Source organism: Blautia sp. HA8986 (assembly GCF_056504635.1).
In genome coordinates this window covers 38,721-55,757 of record NZ_JBWLUQ010000001.1, presented here as the reverse complement: position 1 = coordinate 55,757, position 17,037 = coordinate 38,721, and the positions used below count along the sequence as shown (strand labels likewise).

Genomic DNA, 17,037 nt, shown 5'->3' with positions numbered 1-17,037 from the left:
AGAAATCTCTCATTCCAAGCTGACATATATGAATATGATAGCACAATATTCCTCTTTTATCAATTAACATCTCATAAAATTGAACTGAAATTGAACTGTTCATTGCCAATTCTAATTTATTATGTTATAATAAAGTAAATTTGGAGGTGAAAAAAATGGCATCTATTCAATCCACTCAGAAATATATGAACATTATGGCAGCAGCGTTACAGATCGTCACTAAAATCCCCCAAACGTTCAACGAGATATTCGCATCTCAGGATTATGAAGAAATTTCAACTTTTGTAACAACAACCCTAGATGCCTATTGGAATGATTATAATTACTCACTTCTGCATAATATTGATGATTTTTTACAAACTATCCACGAAGAAAAAGATTCAAACCGTCAGCAAATCATGGCCATCTCATTTTGCTTGTGGTTAGATTTCCGAATCACTTATACCAGAGATGAAAATAATATTGCCGGAAAACGTGCATATTTTTCACTTGCTAGTCTTGTATCAATATCCAAGGATGATTATGCAGTTGTAGATTCTCTGAACACTAACTATAATAAGACGGGAATCTGGATCAATCCCAAGTTTCCAATTGCAACACCGCATATCATTCGTAATGAAGAACTTTTTGAAAAAAATATTTCCAATAGAGACATTTTTGAAGGTATAAATGGCTTGCTTAAACATTGCAGCTATGTCTCATATGACAATAAAAACATTATAAAAAACATAATTATATCTGATACTTTTTTAACTGAAAAAGACGACTGTTCCTTTTCCATTGGGTTTTCTCCAATATCTGATCGTAAAGATCTATTACAACTTGAAGATCAGCCAATAGAACGCAACGGTATAAAATATAATGGAGAACTCGTCAAGCCACTGAACCACGCTGAAGAACTACTAGAACGGCTTAAAAATGACTGGAATTTAGCCGGAGATATGAATGTCGATATTTTTTTCACACCAGAACTGTTAGGAACTTCTCTTTCCGAGAAAAATGATGGCGAATATAATTCCTTTCTATGGGAATGTTCCAATTTGAGATTAGCATCTGGCAAAAATGTTCCATTGTTAACTATCCTCCCCAGCTACTGGTCAGATAATTATAATCGTTCCACTATTGTCAGTTTAGACGGGCAGATTATCGGTCATCAGGAAAAGCATATTCCTTTCGTTGATAAAAAAAACCACAAAATGGAAGCTCTCGCGGAAATCCAAGAATGGTCTACTGTACTGATCCATATTCCGAATGTCCATAGAATCGCTATTGTAATATGCGCAGAATTTTTATCTGATCAGGATCGAATCCAAAAATTTCTATGTGGAAGTTTGGGTGCAACGCTACTGATCGTACCTTCTTATTCCAGAGGTGAACAGGATTTTATCAATGCTTTACCTGCTTTAAAATGTTACGGAACTACCATTATATGGGGTAACTGCTGTGGAGCAGTTGCTTCCAACGAAAAAGCTATTGGTGGATGTGGAATTGCAGGTACAACACAAACCATCACTTTTGGCAGTAAATGTAGCTGTAACTTCTCATGCCAAAATATAAAGGCTTGTGTTTTTAAAGTTAAAATCCCTCTGGATTTCGAACTTTCAAAAACAACCGAATCTTTTACAAAAGAAAATATAACTCATAATATCCAATGAAAGATTCGAATAAATTTATATCATCAATCACTTAAAAAGGAGGAAAATTTTATGCGCAAAGAAATCTGGATGCATACCCAAACAAATCTATCAGAATCTTTGGAGAAACAAGAATACACTACTCTAATCCAATATGCCTCTGATAATAAGGAATATGTTATAAACGAATGGTATAATTCCGATAATTCTTCACTTAGCCAAATCCTTCGTTACGGAAACTCACAATTGAATTATTTTGAACATCACTTACCAACGGCATCAAAAGAGGATGCTATTTTTCAATTAGGAACTTTAATGGGCGTCATAAAAACATTCAAAGATTTTCTACATGAAAAACAGCAAGAAAATCTGACAGCCCAAATTTACCAAAAACAGGTTTTATCTGTTAAGCATTTAAAAGATATTATTTTGCTATTAGAAGCCCATGGAATTATGAGTCATTCAGAAATATGCAAAAATTTAGATTTAAAAGAATCTACCTTATCGGAAATAATGAAAAAAGCAGCTTCTACTAATCTTATAATATCCAGTAAAGCTGGCAAATATAAATTATATAGATTAAGCGATAATGGCAGATATTTAAGCCGACAATTACGAGCCAAAACAACAGTATCTACAAATAGAGATGAATTATTAAAACAACTGAAATTCCACCTAAAAGCATCAGCATCTGAAAATTCCTTTAAAGATACTATAAAAAAACTATTGGAATACAATGACCCCAATATCAAAAATGAAATTACAAACATAAAAATTGCTCCTGGCAACACCATTACCGTTCTTCATACTCCTGATAAAACAATACAAAAAGAGCGCTACGAAATAACTGGTATCCCGATAAACAGTAAAGAAGACAACGGTGGTGATGTGACCTTAATGGCTCGAAAAATAAAATATGATTTTGATGCACTGGACGATATAAAAAATATTATTTATGAAGAAAAGGATTTAGCATAATGAAAAATGTAAGAGAAATGATTCAAATTAAATGCAGTAACGCAACTGGTAATATCTATGATATATATTATGCTTTATATATGGATTTTTTATCAGAATCACAGCTTGATAACCCTGCTTCTATTTTGCAGGAATTATTAGAAGAGGTATCTCGGTATAAATTTGAAGATGATAAAAATTACAAATATATCGCTGAGACAGATATCGAAGAAACTCAGAACCACTATTTTTCTTTATTAAGTGCATATATCCATAGCCTCACACTAGATAATTTAAATGAACAAGATTTTTATTCTAAAATTTATAATGTGGTATTTAAATCTGATATATTTCCACAGGACATAAAATCTCAGTCCATTTTATTATATTTTTTGGCTGAAAAAATCCCTGAAATTCCATATTTTCAGGCAACCAACCTATTAAAAATGCCTGCGGAGGAATACAAAGCAACTATCCAACGTTTAAATCCTCAAATCGAAAAAATCATAAATATTTTAAACCGAAGATTTGCAACCCGGACAGAAGAAGCCTCGCAAATATATGAAATAATATCTTCTATCGAGGATAAAAAAGATAAAATCGTCCTTCTCGCTGTATATACTAATATTATTCAGCGGAATATAAATAATAGACAGTAATATATGTAAGTGCCCCAAACAATTTTGAGGCACTTACACATTTTTAATTATAATCTGGTATATTTAGAAATATTCTCAACAACCACTCTACATCTATTTTTACAGAAAGCAATTCCATATGCCAGAATCTTATTTCGGCTATCATTACGCAGATGCTCATCATATCTTCGTTCTTTTATCTGATTCATAGCCCTCTCACATGCCTTCTCCAAACCGGCAAATGTCTGTACATACTTCAGTTCAATAATGATCCCTGCATCCGTATACCTCCGGTTCCATCAAAATATCTGCAAAACCATCTCCAAACTCCACATTGGACTGAACCAGCCAGTTTGGATCACTTCGTAAAAGTCCCAGAAGAATTCCATGGTAAAAAATCTCTTTCTCACCATCTCGTGCTTTTTTATCAAAAATACTGATCGTCTTCCCAAGAATGCTTCTCTGCCCACCAGCTCTGTCAGATGATATCTCGCATCCTCAAATGTAAACCCGTCTACATTCTGCAATGAGAGAAATAACACAGGAACCTTCCCCCACTGCTCAAGAAGCTGTTCATCAGCCTTGTCTTATCAACATAATAAAATCCAGCCTGCCGGATCTCCTGGAAGTTCTCAATTCCTACCGACAGCTTCCATCTTCTCATAGCCCGTGCTCCACTCCTCTCTCAAATAGCAGATTTATTTCAGATTAGCACAACACGATCTCTTTGTCTATGGATTTATTTTGACAAGCTCGAACAAGCCATCCTGTCCTCTTACTCTACCGTAACACTCTTAGCCAGATTCCTGGGTTTATCTACATCCAGTCCCTTATTCACACTCACATAATATCCCAGCAGCTGTAACGGAATTACAGCCAGAGATGTTGCAAAATGCGGATCTGTTTTTGGAATATAAACAGTAAAATCTGCAGTATCTTCAATATTATAATTTCCAAAAGTTGTCAGACCCATAAGATAAGCACCACGGCTCTTGCACTCTACCATATTGCTCACTGTCTTCTCATAAAGCTCCGGCTGTGTCAGAACACCGATCACAAGTGTACCATCTTCGATCAGGGAAATCGTGCCATGCTTCAGCTCACCTGCAGCATAAGCCTCTGAATGAATATAACTGATTTCCTTCATCTTCAGGCTACCCTCAAGACTGATGGCATAATCAATACCACGCCCAATAAAGAAAACATCCTTCGCATTAGCCTGCTTGGCTGCAAACCACTGAATACGCTCCTTATCCTCTATGATCTTCTGAATCTTATCCGGAATTGTCTGGAGCTCTTTTACATAAGAATCACACTGTTCCACTGTAATCTCTCCCCTGACCTTTGCAAACTGCAAAGCCAGCACATATGCTGCGATCAGCTGAGTACTGTATGCCTTAGTCGTAGCAACAGAAATCTCCGGACCTGCAAGAGTATAAAATACATTGTCCGCTTCTCTGGCAATAGAAGAACCCACAACATTTACGATCGCCAGTGTACGGATTCCTTTTTCCCTGCATTCTCGAAGCGCAGCAAGACTGTCAGCAGTCTCACCGGACTGACTGATGATCACTGCAAGTCCATTCGGATCCAGAAGCGGCTTACGGTAACGGAACTCTGATGCCAGTTCCACACGAACCGGAAGACCGGCCATATCTTCAATCACATACTGCGCAGCCATTCCCACATGATAAGCAGAGCCGCAGGCCACAATATAAATCTGGCTGATACTTCGGATCACCTCTTCTTCCAGTCCGATTTCAGCAAGGTCCAGCTTGCCATCACGGATAACGGAATTCAATGTATCTGCAACTGCCTTCGGCTGCTCATGAATCTCTTTCATCATGAAATGTTCAAATCCTGCCTTCTCCGCAGCCTCTGCATCCCACTCAATAACTTTTGGCTCCTTCTCGATCTCCTCGCCGTCCAGATTATAAAATGTGATTTCTCCTTTCTTCACGCAAGCCAGTTCCTGATTACCAATATAGTAAACATTTCTTGTATATTTCAAAATTGCAGGAACATCCGAAGCAATATAAGACTCTCCATCTTCCACACCAAGAATCATCGGGCTGTCTTTTCGCGCTGCAAAAATCTCTTCCGGATAATCACGGAACATCAATGCCAGCGCATAAGAACCTCTGATGCGTACCATGGCATGACGAACTGCTTCAACCGGAGATTCCCCATATTTTTTGTAATAGTAAGCTACAAGATTCACTGCAACTTCTGTATCCGTAGAAGAATAAAAAGAATATCCCTTACGCAAAAGCTTCTCTTTCAGCTCCTGATAGTTCTCAATGATCCCGTTATGTACAGCAATCACATTTCCATCATTACTGATATGAGGATGCGCATTCCGCTCAGAAGGCTCACCATGAGTTGCCCATCTGGTATGTCCGATTCCACACATACCCGGAACAGATTCCCCGCCGTTTGTTTTTTCCGCAAGAATCCTAAGACGCCCCTTCGCCTTGATCACCTCAGTATCCTTTTCCCCGTCACGAACTGCAATACCCGCCGAATCATAGCCTCTATATTCCAGTTTAGAAAGACCATCCAGAAGAATTGGTGCTGCCTGCTGCTTTCCTGTAAATCCAACAATTCCACACATAACTTTATACTCCTCTTATCACCCATGTACTCTAAATTCATTTCTCTTCAGAAATAATCATATTTTATTCGGCTGCATGTCCCTTTCTACGGACAACATCCACAACCTGATCCACATATTTTCTGCAAAGTTCCTCACTCTCAGCTTCAACCATCACACGGAGCAGCGGCTCTGTACCGGACTCCCTCACCAGGATCCTGCCTGCATCACCCAATTCATCTGCGACCCGCTGCACTGCTGCCTGCACATCTTCATCAGCCTGGGCAGCCACCTTATCAAGAACTCGTACATTCTCCAGCACCTGCGGATAAATCTTCAGTTCCGCAGTAAGCTCGCTGAGTTTTTTCTTCTTTGCCATTATAACTTCCATCATTTTCAGGCTTGTAAGAATACCATCACCCGTCGATGCATACTTGGAAAAAATAATATGGCCGGACTGCTCCCCTCCAAGACGGCACCCGTTCTGCATCATATATTCATAAACATATTTGTCGCCAACAGCAGTTTTCGCATACCCGATATCAGCTTCATCAAAAGCTCTGTACAGCCCGAAATTGGACATCACAGTAGTAACAACTGTATTTGTCAGAAGTTTTCCCCTCTCCTTCATATAACGGCCATAAACATAAAGGATGGCATCACCGCTGACAACATTTCCCTTCTCGTCCACACAAAGACAGCGATCCGCATCTCCATCATAGGCAAAACCAACATCCAGGTCATTATCAGCTACAAGTTTCTGCAGTCCTTCAATATGAGTAGAACCTGCATTGTTATTAATATTCGTTCCATCTGGCTGGGCATTGATCACATATGTCTCTGCACCCAATGCGTCAAAAACAGCTTTTGCTATATTCCAGGCACTTCCATTTGCACAATCCAGACCAACCTTCATTCCCTTAAAAGAATACACTCCAAGAGAAATCAGATAACCAATGTAACGGTTTCGCCCTGCTGCATAATCTACGGTTCTGCCAATCTCTTTCCCTTTTACAGCCGGAATCTCGTGCCATTTCTGACCAAAAAGCTGCAGTCTGTCATCCAGATAATCCTCAACCAGTGCAATGGTCTCTTCTTCCATTTTTTCACCCTGACCATTGATCAGCTTGATTCCATTATCATAGTAAGGATTATGACTGGCTGAAATCATAATGCCACAGTCAAAACCATCTGTACGGGCCACATAAGCTACAGATGGCGTAGTTGTAACATGAAGAAGATACGCATCAGCACCAGAAGCCACCAGGCCGCCAACCAGCGAATATTCAAACATATAGCTGGAACGACGTGTATCCTTACCGATCACGATCCGCGCAGCTGCCGTCTCCCCGGCTCTTCTTCGAAGCTCATTATAGTACCATCCCAGAAAACGCCCGATCTTAAACGCATGATCAGCCGTTAAAGAAACCCCTGCTTCCCCGCGGAAGCCATCTGTTCCGAAGTATTTTCCCATTTTAGTTCTCTCCTTCGTGTATATTAATATTTTTCTGGCAAAACCATGAAATCAGTAAAACACCTAACATACATCCTAATCCATTATGAACAATATCATCAAATTCAAATAATCCCCTACAGGTAATCAGCTGCAAGATTTCAATCACTGATGATGTTCCAAAACCGATCAGCAAGCCTTCTTTCCATCCAATTTTTCTTCCCAATGCCACCGGAATCAAACATCCATAAGGCAATAGCAACAAGCAATTCAAAATATTTTCCTTAAGCATCTCTCTGTCATGATACAGAAAAACCGCTTTCCAGGACCAGAAAAGATGCAGTTCATATTGTGGCTGTGCATATGGAATCCGCGTAAAAACCGTAGATTCCAGTACTGTCCATAAATATATGAATAGAAAAATTCCTGCAAGACATTGAGAAAAATGAATTCTGTCTTTTTTGTATAATCGAAACAAATTTCCTACAAGCAAAATTAATAATATGAAAAACCAAAAGAAGCCTTTTGCTCCCCAATTTGGATTCTGTGTGACGATTATCCTGTATATTCTCATTTAATTTATAACTTATCTTTTAATCTCTAAAAAAAATATCTCGTGTATACACTTTGTCTTTTACATCATTCAAACAAATATCATATCTGTTTGCAATAATTGCATGACTTTGCTTTTTAAATTCTTCCAAATTGTTTACAACCCGACTGCCAAAAAAAGTACTTCCATCTTCCAATGTTGGCTCATAAATAATAACTGACGCACCTTTGGCTTTAACACGTTTCATAACTCCCTGTATAGAAGACTGTCGGAAATTATCTGAATTTGATTTCATAGTAAGACGATATACACCAATTACAACCTCTTTTTCCATAGAAGCATCATATGTATTTTCGTCTCCATAAGCATAATATCCTGCTTTCTGCAAAACACGATCCGCTATAAAATCTTTTCGTGTTCTATTAGATTCAACGATAGCAGACATCATATTCTGCGGAACATCTTCATAATTAGCCAGAAGCTGCTTGGTATCTTTCGGCAAACAATAACCACCATATCCAAATGACGGATTGTTATAATGAGAACCAATTCTTGGATCAAGACACACACCATTAATGATCTGCTGTGTATTCAATCCTTTCATTTCAGCATAAGTGTCAAGCTCATTGAAATAGGAAACTCTGAGAGCCAGATATGTATTAGCAAACAACTTCACTGCTTCGGCCTCTGTAAATCCCATAATCAAAGTATCAATATTTTCTTTAATAGCACCTTCCTGTAATAATCCAGCAAACGTGTTTGCAGCTTTTACAAGTCTAGCATTCTCAAGATCTGTTCCCACAATAATTCTTGATGGATACAGATTATCATATAATGCTTTTGACTCTCGTAAAAATTCTGGGCTGAAAATAATATTATCACAGTGGAATTTTTTTCTAATGCTTGCGGTATACCCTACTGGAATTGTAGATTTAATTACCATAATTGCATCTGGGTTATATTCAATAACCAACTTAATCACAGCTTCTACTGCTGATGTATCAAAAAAATTTTTCTTGCTATCATAATTTGTAGGTGCAGCAATAACTACAAAATCCGCATTCTTATACGCAGCCTCTGCATCCAACGTAGCTGTCAGCTTTAACTCTTTTTCCTTTAGGTATTTTTCAATATACTCATCCTGAATCGGACTAATCCTTTTATTAATTTTCTCTACTTTTTCCGGAACAATATCTACTGCCATTACCTCATGATTTTGAGATAATAATGTGGCAATAGAAAGTCCCACATATCCAGTTCCTGCTACTGCTATTTTCATTTTACTTCTACCTCCCCAAATACTATACTTCTTCAAAAAATGTATCCGGTCTTTCTGGATTAAAAATCTCATTACATGTCATAACAGTCACAAGATTTTCCGTTTCACTCAAGTTGATAATATTATGTGTCCAGCCTGGAATCATATGTATAGCCTCAATTTTATCTCCGCTTACTTCAAATTCCACCTTTTCTCCTGTATTAATATTGCGTTCCTGAATTAAGCCATGTCCTGCCACAACAATGAAAAGTTCCCATTTAGAATTATGCCAATGCTGTCCTTTTGTAATTCCCGGCCTGCTGATATTAATTGACACCTGACCGCAATCCTGAGTATGCACTAATTCTGTAAAACTACCACGATCATCCACATTCATTTTTAATACATATTTAAATTTTTCTGTTGGAAGATATGTTAAATACAAACTGTACAATTTCTTTGCAAAAGAGCCTTCTGGCATCTTAGGCATCATAAGTGTCGTTGGCTGTTCTTTAAACTGCTGCAATAAGTCCACGATTTCTCCCAATGTAACTTTATGTGTTACTGGAACGCAACAATATTTTCCATCAGCTTTTATAACCGTTTCCACACCATCAAATTCGCAGTGCTTCTCCTTGCCTTCTATCAGATCAAACATACCTTCTACTAAATCATCAATATACAGCAATTCCAATTCTGTGCTACTATCATTTACAGTAAATTCTTCATCATTTGCTACCGCCCAACAGAAAGTTGATACTGCAGAATTATATTTCGGTCTGGAATGTCCCATCAAATTAGGGAAACGGTATACGGCAACCTTAGCTCCTGTTTCATTTGCATAATCAAAAAACAATTCCTCGCCTGCTTTTTTTGAACGTCCATACTCTGAGTTTCCAAAACGTCCTGCAAGTGTAGCCTGTATTGATGAAGAAAGCATAATTGTTGCTTTATTATTGTACTTCTTTAATGTATTCAGTAAATCAGAAGCAAATCCAAAATTCCCTTTCATAAAATCTTCCGGATTTTCAGGACGATTTACTCCCGCCAGATTAAATACAAAATCAGCCTTCTGACAATACTGATCTAATTCTTCTGGCGTTGAATCAAGATCATACTCATAAATATTTTCTACTGAGATATTCGGTCTTGTCCTATTTTTGTTATCCCGGATATTTTTTAAATTATTTACTAAGGCAGTCCCTACCATGCCTTTCGCACCTGTTATCAAAATATTCATACAACTCACATCCTTATTCCATTTGTTATAGAATCAGCGCAACATTCCACTTACACTTCTTTTCTCCAAACCATTTTATTAACAACACCAGTATAGCTCTGAATAATTTTTACAACTTTTGAACTAACATTTTCTTCAATATAATCTGGAACTGGAACACCATAATCTCCTGCTCTGTTCATTTCAACTGCAGTATCAACAGACTGTAACAATCCTTTTTCGTCAATTCCTGAAAGAATAAAACATGCTTTATCTAATGCTTCCGGACGTTCTGTTGATGTGCGGATACATACAGCCGGGAATGGATGTCCAACTGATGTAAAAAAGCTACTCTCTTCCGGTAATGTTCCCGAATCTGACACTACTGCAAACGCATTCATCTGCAGACAGTTATAATCGTGGAACCCAAGTGGTTCATGCTGAATTACTCTCGAATCAAGTTTAAATCCAGTGGATTCAATTCTCTTTTTGCTTCTTGGATGGCATGAATATAAAATTGGCATATCATACTTCTCAGCCATCTTATTGATTGCATTAAATAAAGATAAGAAATTCTTTTCTGTATCAATATTTTCCTCACGATGTGCTGACAGCAAAATATATTTCCCTTTTTCCAAGCCAAGTCTGCTATGAATGTCTGATGCTTCAATCTCTGCCAGATTATTATGCAATACCTCTGCCATAGGCGAACCAGTTACATAAGTACGCTCTTTTGGCAAACCACAATCCGCTAAATATCTGCGTGCGTGTTCAGAATATGCCATGTTCACATCAGAAATAATATCTACAATACGTCTGTTTGTCTCTTCAGGCAAACACTCATCTTTACAACGATTACCTGCCTCCATATGAAAAATCGGAATATGCAATCTCTTCGCACCAATTACTGACAGACAGCTATTCGTATCTCCAAGAACCAGCACCGCATCCGGTTTAATCTCCACCATCAGCTTATAACTCTGTGCAATAATATTTCCACAGGTTTCTCCAAGATCTGCTCCGACAGCGTTCAGATATACTTCCGGATTTTCCAACTTTAAGTCCTTAAAAAATACACCATTTAAATTATAATCATAATTCTGTCCGGTATGCGCAAGAATCACATCAAAATACTTACGAGTTTTATTAATCACAGCAGCCAAGCGGATAATTTCCGGTCTGGTTCCTACAATAATTAACAATTTTAATTTTCCATTTTCTTTCCATTTCACATTATCATATGTTCCCATTGCCATTTGCACTCTCTTTCTTTGAATATTCTATCAATATACGTTATTCACTTCATTATAGTAATCATGTGATACTTGCAGATTCTTTACTTGTTGAATCTATCATAATTACTTCTGGAACTTTTTTACCTTCATCTATATCTCTATTATAGCGATCAAGAAGTTTTTTTACCTTTACTGGATTTCCAACATCAACTAATACATAAATCATATTATCCGTCTGTTCAGCTTTTGCATATTCCTCCACCTGCGTGTCATATCCATGCATATACTGACCATTAGAAGATAATTTTACTTCTATAACCGTTATATCCTGTCCTCGGCTAATTTTGAAGTCCACCGGTCCTCTACCCTCATCAGCTTCACAACTTAGGCTTAAATTATTTGCCTGAATATAGGCTATACCAGATAAGTGAATCACTCGCTGCACAATTTTTTCACGCTTCTGAGTTCCGGCACTTAATATGACTTCCCAGCCTCTATTATATTCTACCCAATTTTTGAAAAAATTTAAAATCTCAAGTGAAGCAGCTTTGCTGTCAATTTCCCTGCTTTTATGTTTTGACAACCATGATATTCCACTTTTCTCTATTCTCTGCCATAATTTAGCAAGAAAATAATCAATCTGTTCTTCCGGATTGTATGCATCCAGTTTTTCCTCTCGATACGCTTCGATAACCTGCTTACACTTTTCTGAATCCTTAAATATTTTCTCCCGCAAATAATATTTGCGATCAGTTGCAGCCCATTGTGTCCAGTGTTCTGCTACCTCATTATTCATCATAGCACGAATTGTATTATTCTCTACAATGACTGAATCTATTTCTTCCCATGATTTTGCTACCGGCAATTTATGCAATATTTCTGTCGGAAGCAAGAGTACCTCATATCCTTTTGCCGGGTTGCATAATAATCCATTATTAAACAACTTATCCGGATAATTATCTATTGTAATTCCAAGTTGTTGGTTCACTCTCTCCGTATATGCCTGTATGTCTGGTAAAATCAATGTTGCAATCATGTCGCTTAAACGATCAGGTCCAACATTGTCCTGGAACAATGGTAATAGTTGAAAAAACTCCGGATCTTCAATTCCAGCCTTAACTATATCATACGCTGTTTCCAATACCATTTTTGATATTTTAGGTCCAAATCCTGATCCGGGTGCTTTTTCTCCAAAACCCAGACAAATGCCATTTACTTCTGAAAATTTGAATATGTCAAATGCAGCCCGGAAATATGTATCTTTTAAACTTTTCTGTTCCGCACGATCCAACAATTTTATGATTTTCCGAAAAAAATCATTGATTCTATCATAAGAGCCTTCAAATTCTGGAGTAGTTGTTTCTTTCAATCTCTGGATATTAATAAAAAAAGCATTATCCTTATCCAGAACTGGATCAAATACACCTATGTTCTCCAATACTTCTCCTATTTTCAAATAATCTGATAACAGCATTTTTCAAAACACCTCATCTCTGCCACAACATGTCCCAGCCTTTGTTAAAGTATTTTAATCTAAACTCATCGCAGGCAGTTTTGTACTGGCTCATTATAATTACAGCATCACTATATGAACTTCTTCCTTTTCCATTCGCCTGTCCATCATCAGCTTCCTGTAATAAATCCAAATACTGTGTAGAATCTTCCGATGCCATTATCTGTTTCAGAGGAGAAAGTACACGATTGACCTGACTCGTTTTAAATGCATTCGTTAAAGCATCCGGCTGTTTTTTAGCCAGTGATGAAAATTCCGCATATAACCCACCTAACAACTTTGCAAGCAAGTTAAATTGCTCTTCATCTGTAGCTTCCATATCCTCCTTTTCATCAAGTGCTTTAACAATCACATCTACATCATCTCTTATTCGATTTGCTAATGTAGCACATTTCGATATTCCCGGAGTTTTTTGCAATTCATAAACATGTCCCTTCTCCAACAATTCCAGATTATCATATATACGTTCTACATTCGCATCAAAATTTGAATTTTCGCTCATCATGCACTCCCCCTTCCGTCATATAATTTATTACTATTCCATCTTTGCAAGTTCAGCCTGAATATATGCCAAAGAAGCAATCTTTTCTTTTGTTTCTTCCAAATTTAATCTCTTAGTATTATTAGAATTAAACTCTGTCAGAGTATTTCTCTTCTCATCGCCGTCTTTGAAGTATTTATCATAATTCAGACCTCGATTGTCGGCCGGAACACGATAGAAATTACCCATATCAACAGCTTTCGCACATTCTTCATTTGTAAGAAGAGTTTCATACATCTTCTCTCCATGACGAATACCAATTACCTTAATATCCCCTTTCTTTCCACCAAACAGCTCGCACACTGCTTCTGCCTGTGTCTGAATTGTACAAGCTGGAGCTTTCTGAATCAGAAGATCTCCATTCTCGCCATGCTCAAATGCAAACAATACAAGATCAACAGCTTCCTCCAAGCTCATAATAAAACGTGTCATAGATGGCTCTGTCAATGTAATCGGATTTCCTTGCTTGATCTGATCAATCCAAAGTGGAATAACTGAACCACGACTGCACATAACATTTCCATAACGGGTACAACAAATCTTTGTTTTTCCAGACATTCTGGATTTTGCAACTGCAACTTTTTCTTCAATTGCTTTTGTAATTCCCATTGCATTAATCGGATACGCTGCCTTATCTGTTGATAAACAAATAACAGACTCAACCCCTTCCTCAATCGCTGCTGTAAGCACATTCTCTGTTCCAATGACATTTGTACGAACTGCCTCCATCGGGAAGAATTCACATGATGGCACCTGCTTTAAAGCTGCTGCATGAAAGATATAATCTACACCTGGCATTGCAGCTCTTACAGACTGTAAATCACGAACATCTCCAATATAAAACTTGATTTTATCTGCTACTTCTGGCATTCTCGCCTGGAAATCGTGTCGCATGTCATCCTGCTTCTTTTCGTCTCGTGAAAAAATACGAATCTCTCCAATATCTGTTTTAAGGAATCGATTCAAAACAGCATTTCCAAATGAACCAGTTCCGCCAGTTATCATTAATGTTTTGTTAGTAAATGTACTCATTATTCTACACTCCTTATTTTTTTATCATAATTTTTACACATAACTATATAACCCAACAGCATCAGCAAATACACTATTGTATATCCTGTATTCATAAATTTTAAATATGTAGTTACTTCAAAGTTAAACATGCTACATACCACATAACTTACTCCTGCTGATACAATTAATAAAATATTCAAAAATAATTCAAAATTCTGTTTTTTAAATACCGTATACACTCCCGCAAAAGATGTTGCCACTAACCTAACTGCATACATCACACATAAACATCGAATATATTCTCCTGCCACTCTATAGCCCTGTCCAAAAACAATCTCAGAAAGTCTAGGCGCTATAACATAAAGTGTTCCAAATCCCATAATAGATACTGCAGATAGCACTATTATTACTGACATTAGCGTCCTTAATACTGGTTTCTTATTTGCAACATTTTCACTAATTCTTTGGTAGCAAACTTTACTAACATTAGACGTAATAAAAACTATAGGGATATCTAATATTCTTACTCCGGCTGAATAGTATCCTAATATCTTTGCTGAAAAAAGTGCCGTAATTGAAATTGTTACAAGTGAAGCCGAAAAACTATTTATAAACTGAGCTGGTACTAGAAAAAGTATTTGTCTTTTCCCTTTTACCAATACAATTTCTTTAAATTTCTTTAAATTAATACGTGGACGTTCTTTCAATTCTTTCAGATAATTTCTCATCTGAATATTTAGTCCAAACAACGGTGAAACTGCATATCCCATAGATAAAGAAAATACTCCTAAAGAAAGAAAACCTGCCCCTACTTGAATAACAGCCCTAATAGCTTCCCTGATGATTGCAATTATAGAAATCGTTTTGTACTCTTTATACCGATTTAAATAACTAATGAATAAAAATCTAAGTCCATTAGTAAATACTAATACTGGAACAACGTAAATGATGATCCCATATTTATTAAAAATATTATTATCTGATACTTGATATCCAAATATAATTACAATTGCGTATATTAATGAAATCAAAATATTGATAATTATACATGCATCCGTTATATACTGAGCTTCTTTTTCATTTGGTTCAGATACAATTAACATGTCTAATTTCAATGACGCCACTGGAATAATCATAGTTGCAAGTGAAATCAAATAAGTATAGATACCCAACGTTTCAGCAGGAAATACACGTGTCAAAATTGGCTGTACAACAATATTTATCATCTGTGCTAATACAGTCCCCAATCCCATATGTAATATGCCAACCCATATACTATTTTTTTTACTCATTTATTCTATTTCCTCGTTTATTTCCGTATTGCTCTCTATCAAAGATTCATTATTTCCTGATAAAATAATTTTCCATACAACTAACGCAACTAATATTTCTGGTCTTATCAGACTGCTTTCCATCATTGCTACCAAAAAAAGTCCTACAAGTAATGATATGTATCTACTATTTCTACTTGTTACCATTTTCTTCATAGCAAAATGCGTAGAAATCGCTACGAAAATATAAATAAAAATTCCATACTGAAATAGCAACATATAATAGAAGTTATCTACCGTTGCAGTAGTTCCTCCTAGCAGAAAACACTTTATTCCAGAACTATTAATCATTCTTGAAAATGTACTAATTCTAAAACTTAGCAGCGCATCAAATACCATAAATTTATCAATAATAAAAACACTAACTAAATTTAGTATAAATAACATATCTATAATCGCAATCGAACACTTTCCAAATATTCTTAAAGCATTTTCCATATTTCTTTTTTCAAAGAAAAGGTACATACCTTCTAATGCAACGAATGCCAGCAATGCTAACAGTGACGTTCTACTATTAGTATAATAAAAAACAACTCCTGTCATTAAAAAAGCAAAAATAACAACAATCCCTTTTAATTTTTTTCTTGAAACAAGTAATAGATATATTGCTGAAGAATAAAATAAAGCCGCAACATTGGGATTTTCAAATCCTAATGTATATCTAAGTCTTCCCATTGTAGAAACGTAGCTTGTGTTATTTACAATATGCAGTGCCATAAGCACTATCATAACTAGTACCAAGAAAACATTTATTCTAAATGCACTTTTTACAATTGTTTCTAACGAATAACTAGCACATATAGCAAATAGTACAATTACAACAAAGTTAAGTGCCATACTTCCATTTAACATTAAGGATACCATCGCAAGTGCCATTGCAAAAAAAGCTTTCTTATCAACTATAAATTTCCCTTTTAAAATCCAGCCAGCAAGTAATAAGCAGATTGCTCCTACACGAAATATTGTTTTCATTGTGTCCATAGCCAATGCATTATAGAGCATGTAGTTCATTCCCAATAAAAACAATGGTATATCTAAAAAAGCAAATTGTTCCCATGCATTTTTTCTTATCGTCATATAAACTGCCTCCAAAACCCA

15 protein-coding genes and 1 pseudogene are annotated in these 17,037 nt (G+C 36.4%); 3 read left to right on the top strand and 13 right to left on the bottom strand.

Translation table 11 applies throughout. From position 1 onward, the window contains the following. Window positions 1–155 precede the first annotated feature (155 nt). The 3 genes from AC04Q4_RS00245 to AC04Q4_RS00235 are packed head-to-tail and all read left to right on the top strand — an operon-like array spanning window position 156 to window position 3,250. Window positions 156–1,655, top strand: coding sequence for a hypothetical protein (locus AC04Q4_RS00245; RefSeq protein ID WP_476388246.1), 1,500 nt, complete (start codon window positions 156–158; stop codon window positions 1,653–1,655). Between the two features lie 51 nt (window positions 1,656–1,706). Beyond that, the gene (locus AC04Q4_RS00240) at window positions 1,707–2,612 is read left to right on the top strand and encodes a winged helix-turn-helix domain-containing protein (RefSeq protein ID WP_173737577.1); all 906 of its coding nucleotides are present in this window, start codon (window positions 1,707–1,709) and stop codon (window positions 2,610–2,612) included. After that, window positions 2,612–3,250: a hypothetical protein gene (locus AC04Q4_RS00235; RefSeq protein ID WP_173737576.1), complete on the top strand. Its 639-nt coding sequence runs from the start codon at window positions 2,612–2,614 to the stop codon at window positions 3,248–3,250. The genes AC04Q4_RS00240 and AC04Q4_RS00235 overlap by 1 nt, the downstream gene beginning before the upstream one ends. Window positions 3,251–3,297: 47 nt before the next feature. Here AC04Q4_RS00235 and AC04Q4_RS00230 read toward each other — a convergent pair. The 13 genes and pseudogenes from AC04Q4_RS00230 to AC04Q4_RS00170 form a co-directional block, all read right to left on the bottom strand. Next, window positions 3,298–3,685: pseudogene (locus AC04Q4_RS00230) on the bottom strand (PD-(D/E)XK nuclease domain-containing protein); the annotation flags it as partial. Between the two features lie 58 nt (window positions 3,686–3,743). Further along, window positions 3,744–3,893, bottom strand: coding sequence for an AAA family ATPase (locus tag AC04Q4_RS00225; RefSeq protein ID WP_476388245.1), 150 nt, complete (start codon window positions 3,891–3,893; stop codon window positions 3,744–3,746). Between the two features lie 111 nt (window positions 3,894–4,004). After that, window positions 4,005–5,843 carry a glutamine--fructose-6-phosphate transaminase (isomerizing) gene (gene glmS, locus AC04Q4_RS00220; protein ID WP_195455045.1) on the bottom strand — a complete coding sequence of 613 codons (1,839 nt, stop codon included), beginning with the start codon at window positions 5,841–5,843 and terminating at the stop codon, window positions 4,005–4,007. Between the two features lie 64 nt (window positions 5,844–5,907). Beyond that, on the bottom strand, window positions 5,908–7,296 hold the full coding sequence (glmM, locus tag AC04Q4_RS00215; RefSeq protein WP_476388244.1) for a phosphoglucosamine mutase: 1,389 nt from the start codon (window positions 7,294–7,296) through the stop codon (window positions 5,908–5,910). Window position 7,297: 1 nt separating this feature from the next. After that, window positions 7,298–7,849, bottom strand: a complete 552-nt coding sequence (locus AC04Q4_RS00210) for a VanZ family protein (RefSeq protein WP_476388243.1) — start codon at window positions 7,847–7,849, stop codon at window positions 7,298–7,300. A 19-nt stretch (window positions 7,850–7,868) separates the two neighbouring features. Further along, on the bottom strand, window positions 7,869–9,107 hold the full coding sequence (locus AC04Q4_RS00205) for a nucleotide sugar dehydrogenase (protein ID WP_476388242.1): 1,239 nt from the start codon (window positions 9,105–9,107) through the stop codon (window positions 7,869–7,871). 22 nt (window positions 9,108–9,129) lie between these two features. Next, window positions 9,130–10,326: a polysaccharide biosynthesis C-terminal domain-containing protein gene (locus AC04Q4_RS00200; RefSeq protein ID WP_173737570.1), complete on the bottom strand. Its 1,197-nt coding sequence runs from the start codon at window positions 10,324–10,326 to the stop codon at window positions 9,130–9,132. 50 nt (window positions 10,327–10,376) lie between these two features. After that, entirely contained in the window at window positions 10,377–11,555 is a 1,179-nt protein-coding gene (gene wecB, locus AC04Q4_RS00195) for a non-hydrolyzing UDP-N-acetylglucosamine 2-epimerase (protein WP_173737641.1), read from the bottom strand. Between the two features lie 64 nt (window positions 11,556–11,619). Continuing rightward, window positions 11,620–13,014 carry a hypothetical protein gene (locus AC04Q4_RS00190; protein ID WP_476388241.1) on the bottom strand — a complete coding sequence of 465 codons (1,395 nt, stop codon included), beginning with the start codon at window positions 13,012–13,014 and terminating at the stop codon, window positions 11,620–11,622. Window positions 13,015–13,027: 13 nt separating this feature from the next. Further along, window positions 13,028–13,558 carry a hypothetical protein gene (locus tag AC04Q4_RS00185; protein ID WP_476388240.1) on the bottom strand — a complete coding sequence of 177 codons (531 nt, stop codon included), beginning with the start codon at window positions 13,556–13,558 and terminating at the stop codon, window positions 13,028–13,030. A gap of 30 nt (window positions 13,559–13,588) precedes the next feature. Then, window positions 13,589–14,626 (bottom strand): polysaccharide biosynthesis protein, encoded by a 1,038-nt coding sequence (locus AC04Q4_RS00180; protein WP_476388239.1) that lies wholly within the window; start codon window positions 14,624–14,626, stop codon window positions 13,589–13,591. Further along, window positions 14,626–15,900, bottom strand: a complete 1,275-nt coding sequence (locus AC04Q4_RS00175; protein WP_476388238.1) for an oligosaccharide flippase family protein — start codon at window positions 15,898–15,900, stop codon at window positions 14,626–14,628. The genes AC04Q4_RS00180 and AC04Q4_RS00175 overlap by 1 nt, the downstream gene beginning before the upstream one ends. After that, on the bottom strand, window positions 15,901–17,016 hold the full coding sequence (locus AC04Q4_RS00170) for a hypothetical protein (RefSeq protein WP_021860377.1): 1,116 nt from the start codon (window positions 17,014–17,016) through the stop codon (window positions 15,901–15,903). It lies immediately after the preceding gene. Between the last annotated feature and the right edge of the window lie 21 nt (window positions 17,017–17,037).

Bases quoted from the DNA above. Each gene is read 5' to 3' on its own strand.
- AC04Q4_RS00240 (WP_173737577.1), top strand. From the start codon at position 1,707: ATGCGCAAAGAAATCTGGATGCATACCCAAACAAATCTATCAGAATCT.
- AC04Q4_RS00210 (WP_476388243.1), bottom strand. From the start codon at position 7,849: ATGAGAATATACAGGATAATCGTCACACAGAATCCAAATTGGGGAGCA.
- AC04Q4_RS00200 (WP_173737570.1), bottom strand. From the start codon at position 10,326: ATGAATATTTTGATAACAGGTGCGAAAGGCATGGTAGGGACTGCCTTA.
- AC04Q4_RS00235 (WP_173737576.1), top strand. From the start codon at position 2,612: ATGAAAAATGTAAGAGAAATGATTCAAATTAAATGCAGTAACGCAACT.
- AC04Q4_RS00170 (WP_021860377.1), bottom strand. From the start codon at position 17,016: ATGACGATAAGAAAAAATGCATGGGAACAATTTGCTTTTTTAGATATA.
- AC04Q4_RS00190 (WP_476388241.1), bottom strand. From the start codon at position 13,014: ATGCTGTTATCAGATTATTTGAAAATAGGAGAAGTATTGGAGAACATA.
- wecB (WP_173737641.1), bottom strand. From the start codon at position 11,555: ATGGGAACATATGATAATGTGAAATGGAAAGAAAATGGAAAATTAAAA.
- AC04Q4_RS00245 (WP_476388246.1), top strand. From the start codon at position 156: ATGGCATCTATTCAATCCACTCAGAAATATATGAACATTATGGCAGCA.
- AC04Q4_RS00185 (WP_476388240.1), bottom strand. From the start codon at position 13,558: ATGATGAGCGAAAATTCAAATTTTGATGCGAATGTAGAACGTATATAT.
- AC04Q4_RS00175 (WP_476388238.1), bottom strand. From the start codon at position 15,900: ATGAGTAAAAAAAATAGTATATGGGTTGGCATATTACATATGGGATTG.
- glmM (WP_476388244.1), bottom strand. From the start codon at position 7,296: ATGGGAAAATACTTCGGAACAGATGGCTTCCGCGGGGAAGCAGGGGTT.
- AC04Q4_RS00180 (WP_476388239.1), bottom strand. From the start codon at position 14,626: ATGAGTACATTTACTAACAAAACATTAATGATAACTGGCGGAACTGGT.
- AC04Q4_RS00205 (WP_476388242.1), bottom strand. From the start codon at position 9,107: ATGAAAATAGCAGTAGCAGGAACTGGATATGTGGGACTTTCTATTGCC.
- AC04Q4_RS00225 (WP_476388245.1), bottom strand. From the start codon at position 3,893: ATGAGAAGATGGAAGCTGTCGGTAGGAATTGAGAACTTCCAGGAGATC.
- glmS (WP_195455045.1), bottom strand. From the start codon at position 5,843: ATGTGTGGAATTGTTGGATTTACAGGAAAGCAGCAGGCAGCACCAATT.